The organism is Sphaerotilus montanus (assembly GCF_013410775.1).
GTDB lineage: Bacteria > Pseudomonadota > Gammaproteobacteria > Burkholderiales > Burkholderiaceae_C > Sphaerotilus > Sphaerotilus montanus.
Map to the genome: position 1 here is coordinate 2,050,163 of NZ_JACCFH010000001.1, position 14,550 is coordinate 2,064,712.

Consider the following 14,550-nt stretch of genomic DNA (forward strand, 5'->3'; position numbering starts at 1 on the left):
TTCTCCTGACGCACAACACAATGGCAAAAGCCTGCCCGAGTTCCGCCGCGTTGTCGATCCTTGGCGGTACCGATCCCGGCCGGCAACGCCTGTCCCGCGCCAGTCGACACCACGCGCCGCATCCTCAAGTTAGCCGATGACAGGCTGGTACAGGCGCGTATGGTGCGCAGGCGGGATGGATCTCCCCCGTTGTCGCCTGTGTCCGACCCATGTGTCAAAGCTTCGCCTGCCACAGGCCACGTATCACCTAGCTGGAGTTGATATGAGCAAGACAGACATGCCGGTCGCCACGATGGACGCCGGAGCCGCTGGTCAATCCATGCCTTCGAGCCAGATGAGTGCGTCCCAAGGACTGCCTCAAGCGATCCCGACGTCGACCGGGACCGAGACCGCGCACGGCGAGATGCCGGTCGGCGTGATGGACTCCGGCCCGACCACGGCGGGCGGCGGGCAAGACGTTCGGGTGCTGGTGGAGTTGCGCGCCGCGGCATCGACCGCCCGCGCCATGGCCGATGTCGCCGGGGCGCTGCCGGGCCTGGCGTTCGATTCGACGTTCGACCCCGTGCCGATGAAGGCGTCGCCCACCGCCTCCGGCACGCGCAGCCCCGGCAGCGAAGCGGATGCGCCGACGGAGGCGACCATCATCGTGCGGGGCTTCGTCGATCCGGCGCAAATCGAGGCGCTGAAGGCCGATCCCAACGTGGTGGCCGTCTGGTCCGACGGCCGGATCGAGCCCTTCGGCGCTGTCCTCGACGTCGAGCCGGCGAGCGTCCCCGACGCCGACGCCGACACCGAGCGGCCGCTGCCACCGCCGACGCAACTGCTCGAAGGCATGGCCGTGTGCCCGATCGGGACCTGCGACTGCGCGCCCGGCACCCCCAAGGGCACGATCGGCGACGTGGCCGCGTACCTGGGCGTCAATGCCATCTGGGCTGCCGGCAAGCGTGGCGATGGCATCGTGGTGGGGGTGGTCGATGGGGGCATCCGCGGAAACGGGCGCCCGATCAAGGCGGCCGAAGCGGGCCGGCCGACGCTGGGCCGCGTGATCGGCGGGTTCCCCGCGGCCGACTGGGGCACCACGGCCGCCGCGTGGAGCGACCACGGGATGATGTGCGGCACCGACGTGCTGGGCATGGCGCCCAATGCGCAGCTCTACGACCTGCGCATCTCCGGCGCAGCCAGCAACGACGCCACGCTGTCGGTGGCGCTGTCCGCGTTCCAGTGGGCCATCGACCGGCACCAGGCCGACGGCACGCCACACGTGCTCTCGAACAGCTGGGGGATGTTCCAGAAGAGCTGGGCCCCCGACTACACGACGAACCCGAACCACCCGTTCACCCGCAAGGTCATCGAAGCCATCGACGAAGGCATCCTCGTGCTCTTTGCCGCCGGCAACTGCGGCGGCACCTGTCCCGACGGGCGCTGCGGTCCCGACAGCGGGCCGGGCAAGAGCATCTGGGGTGCGAACGGCCACCCGCGTGTCATGACCGTGGGGGCCGTGAACAAGAACGAGCAGTTCGTGGGCTACAGCAGCCAGGGCCCGGCGGCGCTCGACCCGAACAAGCCCGACTTCTGCTCGGTCACGCACTTCACGGGGTTCTTCACCAGCGACAGCGGGACCTCGGCCGCGACGCCGATCGCCGCGGGGGTGGTCGCGCTGCTGAAGCAGACCAGGCCGTCGCTGTCGCAGGACCAGGTGAAGGCGGTGCTGAAGTCCACCGCGAAGGACATCGGTCCGGGCGGCTTTGACCAGCACGCGGGCTCCGGGATCATCCGGGCCGGCGCCGCGTTTGCCGCAGTGAACGTGCCGGCCACGTGGAAGGGCTGGGAGAGCCTGGGCGGCTTCTGCACCGATGGGGTGGGCGTGTCGTCGTGGGCACCGGGCCGGCTGGACACCTTCGTCGTCGGCAACGACCGGCACCTGTACCACAAGTGGTTCAACGGCAGCTGGAGCGGCTGGGAGGATCTGGGCGGCAACCTCTACTCGAACCCGGCGGCGGTCTCGTGGGGTCCGAACCGCATCGATGTCTTCGCCATTGGCGGCGACCACGCGATGTGGCACCGCTGGTGGGACGGCACCGCCTGGAAGGGCTGGGAGAGCCTGGGCGGCTTCTGCACCGACGGGGTGGGCGTGTCGTCGTGGGCACCGGGCCGGCTGGACTGCTTCGTCGTCGGCAATGACCGGCACCTGTACCACAAGTGGTTCAACGGAGCCTGGAGCGGCTGGGAGGACCTCGGCGGCAATCTCTACTCGAACCCGACCGCGGTCTCGTGGGGTCCGAACCGCATCGACGTCTTCGCCATTGGCGGCGACCACGCGATGTGGCACCGCTGGTGGGACGGCGCCGCCTGGAAGGGCTGGGAGAGCCTGGGCGGCTTCTGCACCGACGGGGTGGGCGTGTCGTCGTGGGCGCCGGGCCGGCTGGACACCTTCGTCGTCGGCAACGACCGGCACCTGTACCACAAGTGGTTCAGCGGCAGCTGGAGCGGCTGGGAGGACCTCGGCGGCAACCTCTACTCGAACCCGGCCGCCGTCTCGTGGATCTCGAACCGCATCGATGTCTTCGCCATTGGCGGTGACCACGCGATGTGGCATCGGTGGTACGACTAGGCGGGCACGCAGACTGCGCCGCTTCAGCGCTGCAGGAACGCCAGCAGCGCCTCGTTGAACACCGGCGCGTGCGACACATTCACCCCGTGCGGCGCACCGGCTATCCGCACCAGCTGGCTGTTGTGCACGGCGCGGTGGGTGCGCAGGCCCGAGGCTTCGATGGGCACGATGGCGTCCGCGTCACCGTGGATCACCAGCGTGGGCACGGTCACCTTCTTCAGGTCACCGCGGAAGTCGGTCGTGCTGAACGCGTCCATGCAGGCCAGCGCGGCGTGTGGTGCGGACTGGTGGCACAGCGCGAGCGCGGCGCCGCGTTGCGCTTCGCTGACCTGCAGCACGCCCTGGGCGGAGAAGAAGTCCCGCGTGAACTGCTCGAAGAAGGCGCCGCGGTCGTCCCGGAGCGCCTGCTTCTTGCGCTGGGCCACGTCGGGCGCGAGCGGGCCGTCGGGGTTGTCGGCCGACTGCATCAGACAGGGCGGCACGGCCGAGGCAAACACCACGCTGTGCAGGCGCGACTCGCCGCTCCGGTCGATGTAGCGCGCCACCTCGCCGCCGCCCATCGAGAAGCCCACCAGCGTCACGTCCTGCAGGCCGCACTGGTCCAGCACGCGCTGCAGGTCGTCAGCCAGCGTGTCGTAGCCATACCCGGACTCCGGCTTGTCGGAGCGGCCGAAGCCCCGGCGGTCATAGGCCACCACGCGGTAGCCGGCCGCCCGCAGCACCGACACCTGGGGCGCCCAGGCCTCGGCCGACAGCGGCCAGCCGTGGATCAGCACCACCGGCCGGCCACCGCCGCCGCTGTCGTCGATGTGCAGGTGGACGCTGTCCGCCGGCGCCTCCGCCGCTCCAGCCGCCGCGCCCCCCAGCGCACCGGCCACCGCCCCCAGCGTGGCCCCGACCACCACGCCGAGCGGGCCGGCGACCGCGACGCCGATGGCAGCGCCCGTCGCCATGCCCGCCACCACGCCGCCGCCCATCAGCACCGAGTTGGCCTCGCGCCTGGCGTCCTGCGGATCGAGCGCGGTCTGTGCGGCGGGGTCGGGGTCCTGCGACGGAATGCCATGGCCGGGAAGGGCCTGGCTGGCCAGGTCTTCGTCGGCCGGTGCGGGGCTGGACGATGCGGTGGCGGATGGGGTCATGGCGTTCTCCTGAGACGGATGCAGATCACGGGGTGGCGGACGTCAGTCAGGCCGACAGCCAGTCGCGCAGCTCTTCGGCATGGGCTTGCTCGGCGCTCAGGATGTCCTCGATGAGCCGGCGCGTCGTCGAGTCCTTGTCGCCGATCAGCGCGACCATCTGGCTGTAGGCCTCGATGGCGACCCGTTCGGCGATCAGGTTGGCCCGGATCATCGCCGTCAGGTCTTCGGAGTCGTCATAGGCGGCATGGCTGCGCCGCGTCAGCGAATCGGGCGAGAAGTCCGGCTTGCCGCCGAGCTGGACGATCCGCCTGGCCAGCAGGTCGGCGTGTTCCGTCTCCTCGTTGGCGTGCACCAGGAACTCTTCGGCGATCTTGGGCGACGCCAGGCCCTGCGCGGTGAAATGGTGGCGCTTGTAGCGCAGTGCGCACACCAGTTCCGTGGCGAGGGCGTCGTTCAGCAACTGGATGATGTCGGTGCGCCAAGGTCCGTAGTGCGGCGTCACCGCGCCTTGGTCCAGACTGCGCTTCGCTCCTTCGAGGGCCTTCAGGTCCAGCACCATGCGCGGACCGGCCTGCGCTCCGGAGGCCTTCGGGTCAAGAACCGTGGCGAGGGTCGGATGGGTCATGTGGAACTCCAAGGGTGGACGGGTGCTTCAAAGTCTCGGCGCTTGTGCGGTGCGCGTCTGTGTGCTGAGCAACAGACGCGGCGGGTGCGGGCCTTCGCCACGGCCCCGTAGACTCCCCGCCATGCCCCACGCCGTCGCCCGCCTGCGCGCCACCTGCCTCGCGACCAGCCCCACCCGCCCGCACCTCGACCGCGGCGAGCCGCGCAAGGCCCGCTGCCCCCGTTGCCGCCTGATCCCGAGCCACTGTCTGTGCGCGCTGCAGCCGGTGGTGCCGACCCGCGCCGGCTTCTGCCTGCTGATGGCCGCGTTCGAGCCGCTCAAGCCGAGCAACACCGGCTGGCTGGTCGCCGATGTCGTGCCGGACACGCTGGCGTTCGCCTGGTCGCGGGTCGCCGTGGACCCGGTGCTGCTGGCGCTGCTGGACGATCCGCAGTGGCAGCCGGTGCTGGTGTTCCCGGCCGAGTTCGCTGCGCCCGAGCGGGTGGTGACCGAGCTGCCACCCACGGGGCCGGAGGGCGGGGCGGGCGCGCGTCCGCTGTTCATCCTGCTGGACGGCACCTGGTCCGAGGCCTGCAAGATCTTCCGCAAGAGCCCGTGGCTGAACCGGTTTCCCGTGCTGAGCCTGCACCCCGACCAGCTGTCCCGCTACCGGCTGCGCCGCTCCACGCACGCGCACCACTTCTGCACCTCGGAGGTGGCCACGCTGTGCCTGGCCATGGCCGGCGACACGCACGCGGCGCAGGTGCTGGAAGCCTGGCTCGATGTGTTCAGCAGCCGCTACCTGCGCGCCCGGCAGAGCGTGCCGGCCGATCTGGACGACGCCGCGCACCAGCGGCTGCGGGCGCTCTGCCCCTGAGCGGCGGCGCCGTTCGCGCCGCGCCAATGCACTTCGGCCTGCCGGATCGACGCTTCATCGCAAGGGGCTGGTCCGCCAGGCCCGACCGGTCCAGACTGCAGGCATTCCTTCCTTCCCCACACGGTCTCGCCGACCAGAAAGGTTTGCCATGCACACCGCCCATGTCAACGTCCATGCCCCGGCCGCCCTGGACACCCCGGAAGCACGGTTGCAGCAGCAGGCGCGCCGCCGCGTGAAGCTGAAGATGGGGTTTTTCATCCACGCGCTGGTGTTCACGCTGGTCAATCTGGGGCTGCTCACCCTGCACGCGGTCACCGGCGGCGAACGTGGGCTGCACATGCCGCTGTGGGGCTGGGGGCTCGGTCTGGCGATCCACGGCACCGTGGTGTTCACCCGCCTGCACACCCAGGGGTTGCGGGACCGGATGGTGGCCCGTGAAGTCGAGCGCCTGCGCGACCACGGTTGAGCGGTCGCTGGGGCTGAATCAGGCGGCCGTGACCCGCCAGATCGCGTTGCCCACATCGTCGGCCACCAGCAGGCTGCGGCCATCCGCCCCGATCGTCACGCCGACCGGCCGCCCGTAGGACACCGATTCGTCCGGCGCGAGGAAGCCGCTCAGGATGTCGCGCGGCGGGCCGGACGGTTTGCCGCCGGCGAAGGGAATGAAGAGCACCCGATAGCCGCTGAGCGTGCTGCGGTTCCAGGAACCGTGCTGGCCGATGACCATGCCGTCGGGAAAACCGGGCAGCGTGCCGGCCGGCATCCAGCACAGGCCGAGCGACGCCGTGTGGCCGCCGAGCGCGTAGTCGGGGGCGATGGCGCGCGCGACGGCGGCGGCGTCCTGCGGCACGCGGTCGTCCACCGTGCCGCCCCAGTAGCTGTACGGCCAGCCGTAGAAACCACCGTCGCGCACGGAGGTGAGGTAGTCCGGCGGGGTTTCATCGCCCAGGCCATCGCGCTCGTTGACCACCGTCCACAGCGCCTGCGTCGTCGGCTCCCACGCCAGTCCGACTGGGTTGCGCAGACCGGCGGCGAAGGTGCGGCTGCGGCCGGTGGCGAGGTCGATGGCGTAGATGCAGGCGCGGCCTTGCTCGACCTCGAAGCCGTTCTCGGCGATGTTGCTCAGCGAGCCGACGCCGGCGTAGAGCGTGCGGCCGTCCGGACTGGGCAGCAGGCTGCGGGTCCAGTGGCCGCCGGGCTTGAACGAGGCCACGGGCCGGCCGGTGGCGTGGATCCGCAGCGCGCCCGGCGTGTAGGGAAAGGCCACCACGCCGTCGGTGTTGCCCACGTAGAAGGTCTCGCCCAGCAGTGCCATGCCGAAGGGCTGGCTCAGGCCGGACAGGAAGGTCTCGCGGGTCTCGGCCACGCCGTCGCGGTCGGTGTCGCGCAGCAGGGTGATGCGGTTCGGGCTGATGCCGGTGGCGGCGGCGCGTTTCATCGTGCTGACCATCGCGTGGTCGAACAGCGAATTGACCTCGCCCGGCAGGAAGCAGGCCTCGGCGACGGTGACATCGCCATTGGGCAGCACCAGCATCCAGCGCGGGTGGTCGAGGCCGGTGGCGAAGGCGTTGACCTGCAGACCGGCGGCGGCCACCGGCTTCTGGCCGGGCGCCCAGCCGCGGGCGGTGGGCATCTTCAGTGTCGGCATGCGGCCCTGCGGGCGCGCTTCGGGGATGGTCGGTGCGGTGCCGACGGCCTGCGCTGGCGCCGGGCCTTGCCGGCGGCGCCAGCGGATGGCGGCACTGCCGGCCAATGCAACGATCTGGGCAAGCACGTTCGACGAACTCATGGCACCACTCCTCTTCTGGGGAGGGGGCATGTTAATCCGCGTCAAGTTTCGATGTGCTCGTGGTGCGCCGTGGCGCCTTGCTTCCAGTAGGCCGAGACCCGCACCGCCTGGCGGTCCAGCCCCCGCTCGTCGACCAGCACGCGCCGCAGCGCCGCCATCGCGCCCGCTTCGCCCGCACCCCAGGCGAAGCCCTCGCCGCCGGGCAGGTCCAGTGCGCGCACGGCCTCGACCAGCGCGGCGCCGCTGTCGACCCACTGCACCTGCACGCTGGCCGCGCTCGGCAGCGCGCGCCGGTCGGCCGCATCTGTCACGTGCAGCACGGCGAAGGCGCGGGTGCCGGCGGGCAACTCCTCCAGCCGGCGGGCGACCGCGGGCAGGGCGGTCTCGTCGCCGGCCAGCAGGTGCCAGTCGAAGTCGGTGGGGATGATGAAGGAGCCACGCGGCCCGCCGATGGTGGCGCGCTGGCCGGGCGTGGCCTGCGTGGCCCAGTGGGCGGCCGGGCCGTCGCCGTGCAGCGCGAACTCGATCGCCAGCGTGCCGGCTGCCGCGTCGTATTGCCGGGGCGTGTAGTCGCGGCGCACCGGCTCGCCGCCGTCCGCGGCGTCGAGGAAGAGCTTGACGTGGTCGTCGAACGAGGCGCTGGTGAAGCCGGCGAGTTCGGCGCCGGTGAAGGTGATGCGGCGGAAGCCGGGGGTGGGCGTGTCGACGCTCAGGACGGTCAGGTCGCGGCGGCGCAGTTCGTGGCGCACGCGCTGGACGCGGCTGGCGGGATGGTCAGAGGCCATGGGTTCTTGGGTCTGAATGGTTGATAATGTCATCCATGATGCGCAAATCAATGGACAATGTCAACCATTCGGGCGGGGCTGAACCCGAGCACGTGCTGGAGCTGATCCACACGGTCATGCACCAGGTGCGCTCGCAGCAATACCAGGTGCTGCGCGACGGGCCCCACACCATCACGCACATGGAGACCAAGGTGCTCGGCTTCTTCGGGCGCCACCCCGGCGCGACCCAGACCGACCTGGCCCAGCACAGCGGGCGCGACAAGGCGCAGCTCGCCCGGCTCATCAAGGGCCTGCGCGAACAAGGACTGCTGGACGCGCAGGCCGACACGGTCGACCGGCGCAGCGTGCGGCTGGCGCTGACGGCGCAGGGGCGCGCGGTGCTGGACGCGCTGGAGCAGGCGTCCGCGCACCTGGCGGTGCAGGCGGTGGCGGGTCTGAGCGCTGAGGAACAGGGCCAGCTGCTCGCGCTGCTGCAGCGGGTGCGGCAGAACCTGGCGGCGCCAAAGGGCTGAAGCACTCTGCCGCGCGGTCCGCGGCAGCTTGTCACGGCGCTGCTGGCGTGGAGAACCCGCTTGCCCACGGTTGCTCCACATTTGCTTTCTACGCTGTCCCGGTGCCCGATTCGGGCCTCAGCGGAAGAACAGCCATGCGAGACCACCCCACCCGATCCACCTGGCGGTTTGCCGCCCTGCCGGCCCTCCTGACCGCGCTCGGCCTGAGTGCTTGCGGCGGCGGGGACACCGACGTAGCAGTCACTGCCCCGGACGCCACACCGGTTGCGGTGACGGCCGTCACGCGGCTGTCGGTGGGCGAGGCGATGTTCAACGACAAGTCCTTGTCCGCCAGCGGCCAGCAGGCCTGCGCGAGCTGCCACGCCACGCCCGCCGCCCACGCCGACCCTGCGGGCACGCTGCTGCCGCTGGGTGGCGCCGCGATGGACCGCCAGGGCACCCGCAGCAGCCCGAGCCTGCTCTACCTGGCCGCCAATGCCGCGTTCCGCTTTACTGCAGACGGCACACCCCGTGGCGGCTTCACCTGGGACGGTCGCGCCGACACCCGCCAGCACCAGGCGTCCGGGCCGCTGCTGGACGCCAGCGAGATGGCCAACGCCAGCACGGCGGCGGTGGCTGCCAAGGTGCGCAGCACGGCGCTTTACACCGACTTCGCGCGCCTGTACGGGCTGCCGGCCGCGGCGACCGACCAGCAGGTCTTCGACGCCCTCACGCTGGCGCTGGCGACCTACCAGGCCGAGGATCCGGACTACCTGCTGTTCAACAGCAAGTTCGACCAGGTGCTCGACGGCAAGGCCACGCTGAGCGCGCAGGAGGCGCGCGGCCTGCAGCTCTTCAATGCGCCCGAGCGCGGCAACTGCGCGAGCTGCCACACCAGCCAGGTCGGCGCCGATGGCAGCCGTCCGCTGTTCACCGACTTCCGCTATGCCGCGCTCGGTGTGCCACGCAACACGGCGATCACGGCCAATGCCGACGCGGCCTTTTTCGACATGGGCCTGTGCGGCCCGAAGCGCACCGACCTGGCCAGCCGACTCGACCTGTGCGGGCAGTTCAAGGTGCCGACGCTGCGCAATGTCGCGGTCACCGCACCGTATTTCCACAACGCGAAGGTCGCCACACTCGACGAGGCGGTGCGCTTCTACGCGACCCGCGACATCGACCCGGGCCGCTGGTACCCGGTCGTGGACGGGCGACCGGACCTGTTCGACGACCTGCCGGTCGCCTTGCGCGGCAATGTGGTCCAGACCGCACCGTTCGGCCTGGCCCCGGGCGCTGCGCCGCGGCTGTCGGCGCAGGATGTGGCCGATCTCTCGGCCTTCCTGCGCACGCTCACCGACGATTTCACCGCCCCGGCCGGCAGCGCGACCGTGGCCCGCTAGCCGGCGCACGGCATCGGATTGCATTTGTCATCGACCCGTGCCGGCCTGCAATCGGCGATCGGCCCGGGGGATCCACAGTGCGCGCATGCCTCCACCCAGTCTTCCAGTGCCATGACGTCCCTTCCTTCGAGGCCTGCTGCCGCGTTCAGGCGTACCCGCCGACGGGCGCTGCTGGCCACCTTGCTGACCCTGGCCATCTGGGGCCACGCGGGTTCGAGCTGGGGTGCGCCGGTGCGGCCCGCGGACCACGCGCGGTGCCTGCCCTGGCGCGGCATCCTGCTGGCGCTGGGTGGCGGGGCGCTGGCCGGATGGGCGCTGATGCGGCTGGGACAGCGTCCGCCGCCTCAGTAAAGCGTCTCGACCGGCACGCTGAAGCAGTACCCCGCCCCGCGCTCGGTCACGATCAGCTGCGGCCGGGACGGATCGGCCTCGATCTTGCGGCGCAGGCGCAGGATCTGCACGTCGATGGTCCGGTCGTAGACCTCCGCGTTGTGCAGCCGGGACAGGCCGAGCAGCTGGTCGCGGCTGAGCACGCGCTGCGGCGCGCCGCAGAAGGCGGCCAGCATGCTGAACTCGCCGTTGCTCAGGTCGTGTTTCTCGCCCGCCGGGTCGACCAGCTTGCGCGTGCGCAAGTTCAGCTCCCAGGACGCGAAGCGGTAGGCGCGCCGCTTGTCGTCGCGCGCGGGCAGGTCGGTCTGCACCTGGTAGCGCCGCAGCACCGCCCGGATCCGCGCCAGCAGTTCGCGCGGGCTGAAGGGCTTGGTGACGTAGTCGTCGGCGCCGAGTTCGAGGCCCATCACCCGGTCGGCTTCCTCGGCCTTGCCGGTGAGCAGCACGATCGGCACCGTGGCACGTTCGCGCAGCGCGCGGGCGAGCTGCAGGCCGTCCTCGCCCGGCAGGCGCAGGTCCAGCACGACGAGGTCGATCGCCTCCTGGTCGAACACCGCGTTCATCTCGCGGCCGCTGGCCACGGCGGTGACGCGCAGCTCGTTCTCGCCGAGGTATTCGCTCAGCAGGGCGCGCAGCGCGGGATCGTCGTCCACGACGAGGATGTGGCCGGGGGGGCGAACGTCAGCGGGCGCGTCGGGTGTCACGGAGGTCTGGTCCTGTCGGGGGCAAGCGGAAGTGGTCAGGCGCACTCTAGCGGCTCAGTGTGCGCGCCAACGGTTGCAGTGACCCCACCCGTCGGTCAAGAAATGCAAAACGCCCGACGGTGTGAACCGTCGGGCGTGCTGTCAAAAGGGGCACCGGACCCTGGCCGGTGCATCGAGGGACGAGGGACTTCAGGTCGCCCAGGCGTGGAGCTGGGACGTGACCGACTTGACGCCAGCGACCCGGGTCGCGATGGTGCGCGCCGACAGTTCGTCGGTGTCCAGGTTGATCCAGCCGGACAGGTTGACCTGGCCATCGCGGGCGGTGACGACGAGTTCGACGTCCTGGTCCTGGAAGGGGGCGGCCTGCAGCAGCGCGGCCTTGACCTGTGCGGCCAGGGCGGCGTCGCTCGGGCTCATCGCGGGTGCTGCGGCCACGGTGCGGGTGGCGACCACCGGCGGCAGACCGAAGCGCGGGTCCGACGCGGTCGACCAGGCGTGCAGGTTCGAGGTCACGGCGCGCACGCCCGGCACGGCGGCGGCAGCGGCCAGCGCCGGGGCCTCGTCCGTCGAGTAGCCCACGAAGCCGGAGAGCTGGACCTGGCCGTTGGCGGCCGTCACATCGACGTCGGCGCCGCGGTCCTGCAGTGCGGTCTTGACCTGGGCGGCCAGCGCGGCGTCGCTCGCGTTCACCGTGGAGGAGAGTCCCGTGCCCGTGGAGCGGGCCGGCAGCCCGAGGCTGGGGTCCGTGGCGGTGGACCAGGCGCGCAGGGTCGAGGTCACCGACTGCACGCCCGGCACGGCGGCGGCGATGGTGCGGGCCGGCAGTTCGTCGCTGGTGTAACCCACGAAACCGGAGAGCTGGACCTGGCCGTTGGCGGCCGCCACGGTCACGTCGGTGGCCTGGGTCTGGAAGGGGCGGGCCTGCTGCAGTGCCGTCTGCACGCGGGTCGCCAGGGCGACGTCGGCCGGGGTGGCGCCGGTGGCGGTGCCGGCGTGGGCGGCAGCGAAGCCGGTCAGCAGGGCGGCGGCGAGGAGGAGTCGGGGGAAGCGCGGTGTCATGGTCGTTCCTTCGGGGCGGTTGTCTGTTGCGATGACTGCATCTTCGGAGCGCCCCGTCACCGCCGGATTACAGTGCCCGGATCGCAGATTGCAGATGCAATCTGCCGGCGCAGGGCAGGCAACAGGACGAGCGGATGAAGACCATGGACAGTGACCGTGTCTCGCTGCGCACCGGTGGGGTGCTGCTGGTGGTGCTGGTCGAGCTGGTGGTGGCGGCCACCGTGGGCTGGGGGCTGTGGACGCTGCGGCGCGAGACGCTGGCGGGCGAGCTGCAGGCCCTGGCGTCGCTGTCGGCGGCGATGGCCGTGCAGGCAGACAGCACGCTGGGCGTGGCCGACGCCATCCTGGGGGCGACACGGGCCGAGCTGGGCGATGGCCTGCTCGATCCGACCAGTGCCGGTGCGCACGACTTCCTGCGCGCCCGCGCCGATGCGCTGCCGATGTTCCGCTCCATGCTGATCGTCGATGCCGAGGGTCGGCGCCTGACCAGTTCTCGCGAGGAGATCCGGAACGGCCCCTCGGTGGCGCATCTGGACTTCTTCATCACGGCCCGCGAGGGCCGCGGGCCGTCGCTCCACGTGGGCACGCCCTTCGTCGGGCACCTGGACGGACGCGCATCCATCGGGGTCTCGATGGACTGGCGTGACCGGCAGGGGCAGTTCCAGGGCGTGGTGGTGCTGGTGGCCGATGCCGGTTTCCTGGACGGCCACTTCGAGCAGATCGCACCCCAGCCGGATGTCGCGATGGCGCTGTACCGCAACAGCGACCGGGCCCTGGTGTCCGACGGCCCCGGCGACGGCGCCGCCCGGCTGCTGCCTGCGCAGGTGCTGGGCCCGCTGTGGGCCGATGCCACGCCCGAGACGCCGCGCCTGGTCACCTTGCCGGACGGCCGCCAGCGGCTGGTGGCCCTGCACCGGCTGCAGCGGTTTCCGCTGACGGTGGTCGTCTCGCGCGACGCCGAGGTGGCGCTGGCGGACTGGACCGAGCAGGCCTGGCTGGTCGGCTCCTTTGCCCTGTCGGCGCTGGCGATGACGCTGTTCCTGTCGCTGCGCAATGCCCGCGAGCAGGCCCTGCGGCGCCAGGCGCAGGCGGCACTCGCCACCGAGCAGGCCTGCGCGGTGCGGGCTTTCCAGGCGGCCCAGGAAGGCCACTGGGAATGGGATGCGCACACGCAGGAAAACCACCTCTCGCCGCGCATGAAGGAGCTGCTGGGCATGGCGCCGGACGAGATCCTGCATGGTCCGGACGGGCTGTTGCACCTGGCTCGGCTGCACCCGGACGATGTGGAGCCGGTGCGCGCCGTGCTGCAGGCCCACCAGCAGGGGCAGGGCAGCGAGGTCTTCGATTTCACGTTCCGCATCCGGCAGGACGACGGCCAGTGGCGCCACGTCCGCTCGCGCGGCCATGCCTGGCGGGATCCCGATGGAGCCGCCCGCTTCTTCAGCGGCACCGGCACCGACATCACGGCCGAGATCGCCGTGCAGCAGCAGAACCTGCAACTCGAAGCGCAGCTCCAGCGCGCCCGCAAGATGGAGGCCCTCGGCACGCTGGCCGGCGGTGTGGCGCACGATTTCAACAACATCCTGGCCGCTGTCATCGGCTATGGCGAGCTGGCCCGCAGCGCGGCACCGGACGACTCCAGCCAGGCGCGCCACCTGGACCACGTGCTGCAGGCCGGACAGCGCGGCAAGGCGCTGGTCGAGCGCATCCTGTCGTTCAGCCGCGGAGCGCCCCGGGCGCGCACCCTGCTGCGGCTGGAGCCGGTGGTCGACGAGGTGCTGCAACTGCTGGCGGCCTCGCTGCCCGCTTCCGTGCGGCTGGCGCAGCGGCTGAACGCGCCCGAGGCGATCATCTCCGGCGACGTGACCATGGTCTACGAAGCCGCGATGAACCTGTGCACGAACGCCCTGCAGGCCATGCCGCAGGGGGGGGCGCTGCAGGTGGCGCTGGACGAGATCCGCCTGGAGGTGCCGCGCCAGCTCTTCGACCGCAGCCTGCCGGCCGGGCGCTATGCCCGCCTGTCGGTGACGGACAGCGGGGCCGGCATCGCGCCCGACGTGATGGCGCGCCTGTTCGAACCCTTCTTCACCACCCGCGGCCCGCACGTGGGCACCGGTCTGGGGCTGGCCGTGGTGCATGGCGTGATGGTGGATCTGGGCGGAGCGATCGATGTGCACAGCACGCCGGGGCAGGGCGCCTGTTTCGAACTCTATTTCCCCTGCGTGGACGGCGTGCCCGACGAGGCCCGCCCGGTCGACGACACCGCGCCACCGGGCTGCGGACAGACGGTGCTGCTGGTCGATGACGAGCCCGGGCTGGTCGAGCTGGCGGAGGAGCTGCTGGCGGGGCTGGGCTACGAGCCGGTCGGCTTTGCGTCGAGCGTGCAGGCGCTGGCCGAGTTCCAGCGCGATCCGGACCGCTTCGATCTGGTGCTGACCGACGAGGTGATGCCCGAGATGACCGGCACGGCGCTGGCCCAGGCCGTGCACGCCGTGCGGCCGGATCTGCCGGTCGTGCTGGCCAGTGGCTATGGCGGGCCGCAGCTGGCGGCCCGTGCGGCGGGGGCTGGCGTCACCGTGCTGCTGCGCAAGCCGCTGGTGCGGGCTGAACTGGCACGTGCCATGGCGCAGGCGCTGGGGGCGTGCGCGCTGCGGCTGCAACCGCCCGGCCGGTGATGGCGCCGGCCACCATCGACGGCCAT

Annotated in this window: 13 protein-coding genes; 7 read left to right on the top strand and 6 right to left on the bottom strand. The window is 71.4% G+C overall.

The window, feature by feature from the left end:
- Positions 1-262: 262 nt before the first annotated feature.
- A complete protein-coding gene (locus BDD16_RS09330) occupies positions 263-2,611 on the top strand; it encodes a DUF8189 domain-containing protein (protein WP_218897755.1) in 2,349 nt (782 codons plus the stop codon).
- A 23-nt stretch (positions 2,612-2,634) separates the two neighbouring features.
- Here BDD16_RS09330 and BDD16_RS09335 read toward each other — a convergent pair whose 3' ends face one another.
- Both BDD16_RS09335 and BDD16_RS09340 read right to left on the bottom strand, forming a co-directional pair.
- Positions 2,635-3,750, bottom strand: coding sequence for an alpha/beta fold hydrolase (locus BDD16_RS09335; protein WP_246332502.1), 1,116 nt, complete (start codon positions 3,748-3,750; stop codon positions 2,635-2,637).
- Between the two features lie 46 nt (positions 3,751-3,796).
- Positions 3,797-4,309, bottom strand: coding sequence for a ferritin-like domain-containing protein (locus tag BDD16_RS09340; RefSeq protein ID WP_246332740.1), 513 nt, complete (start codon positions 4,307-4,309; stop codon positions 3,797-3,799).
- Positions 4,310-4,496: 187 nt separating this feature from the next.
- Here BDD16_RS09340 and BDD16_RS09345 point away from each other — a divergent pair, with 187 nt between their 5' ends.
- Positions 4,497-5,231 (top strand): tRNA-uridine aminocarboxypropyltransferase, encoded by a 735-nt coding sequence (locus tag BDD16_RS09345; protein ID WP_179633692.1) that lies wholly within the window; start codon positions 4,497-4,499, stop codon positions 5,229-5,231.
- A 148-nt stretch (positions 5,232-5,379) separates the two neighbouring features.
- Positions 5,380-5,697 (top strand): 2TM domain-containing protein, encoded by a 318-nt coding sequence (locus tag BDD16_RS09350; protein ID WP_179633693.1) that lies wholly within the window; start codon positions 5,380-5,382, stop codon positions 5,695-5,697.
- Positions 5,698-5,715: 18 nt separating this feature from the next.
- Here BDD16_RS09350 and BDD16_RS09355 read toward each other — a convergent pair whose 3' ends face one another.
- Complete coding sequence (locus BDD16_RS09355; protein WP_179633694.1) at positions 5,716-7,020, bottom strand: PQQ-dependent sugar dehydrogenase; 1,305 nt, start codon at positions 7,018-7,020, stop codon at positions 5,716-5,718.
- Positions 7,021-7,061: 41 nt separating this feature from the next.
- Positions 7,062-7,805 (bottom strand): siderophore-interacting protein, encoded by a 744-nt coding sequence (locus BDD16_RS09360; RefSeq protein WP_179633695.1) that lies wholly within the window; start codon positions 7,803-7,805, stop codon positions 7,062-7,064.
- Between the two features lie 50 nt (positions 7,806-7,855).
- On the opposite strand from BDD16_RS09360, the gene BDD16_RS09365 reads away from it, so the two are divergent.
- The 3 genes from BDD16_RS09365 (at position 7,856) to BDD16_RS09375 (ending at position 10,047) form a co-directional block, all read left to right on the top strand.
- The gene (locus tag BDD16_RS09365) at positions 7,856-8,317 is read left to right on the top strand and encodes a MarR family winged helix-turn-helix transcriptional regulator (protein WP_246332503.1); all 462 of its coding nucleotides are present in this window, start codon (positions 7,856-7,858) and stop codon (positions 8,315-8,317) included.
- A 134-nt stretch (positions 8,318-8,451) separates the two neighbouring features.
- Positions 8,452-9,696, top strand: coding sequence for a cytochrome-c peroxidase (locus BDD16_RS09370; RefSeq protein WP_179633697.1), 1,245 nt, complete (start codon positions 8,452-8,454; stop codon positions 9,694-9,696).
- 111 nt (positions 9,697-9,807) lie between these two features.
- Positions 9,808-10,047 carry a hypothetical protein gene (locus tag BDD16_RS09375; protein ID WP_179633698.1) on the top strand — a complete coding sequence of 80 codons (240 nt, stop codon included), beginning with the start codon at positions 9,808-9,810 and terminating at the stop codon, positions 10,045-10,047.
- Here the strand turns inward: BDD16_RS09375 and BDD16_RS09380 are convergent.
- Both BDD16_RS09380 and BDD16_RS09385 read right to left on the bottom strand, forming a co-directional pair.
- Entirely contained in the window at positions 10,041-10,790 is a 750-nt protein-coding gene (locus BDD16_RS09380; RefSeq protein ID WP_179633699.1) for a response regulator, read from the bottom strand. The two genes, BDD16_RS09375 and BDD16_RS09380, sit on opposite strands and share 7 nt — an antisense overlap.
- A 189-nt stretch (positions 10,791-10,979) precedes the next feature.
- Positions 10,980-11,849: a BON domain-containing protein gene (locus BDD16_RS09385; protein WP_179633700.1), complete on the bottom strand. Its 870-nt coding sequence runs from the start codon at positions 11,847-11,849 to the stop codon at positions 10,980-10,982.
- A gap of 143 nt (positions 11,850-11,992) precedes the next feature.
- On the opposite strand from BDD16_RS09385, the gene BDD16_RS09390 reads away from it, so the two are divergent.
- Positions 11,993-14,524, top strand: a complete 2,532-nt coding sequence (locus BDD16_RS09390; protein ID WP_179633701.1) for an ATP-binding protein — start codon at positions 11,993-11,995, stop codon at positions 14,522-14,524.
- Positions 14,525-14,550 lie beyond the last annotated feature (26 nt).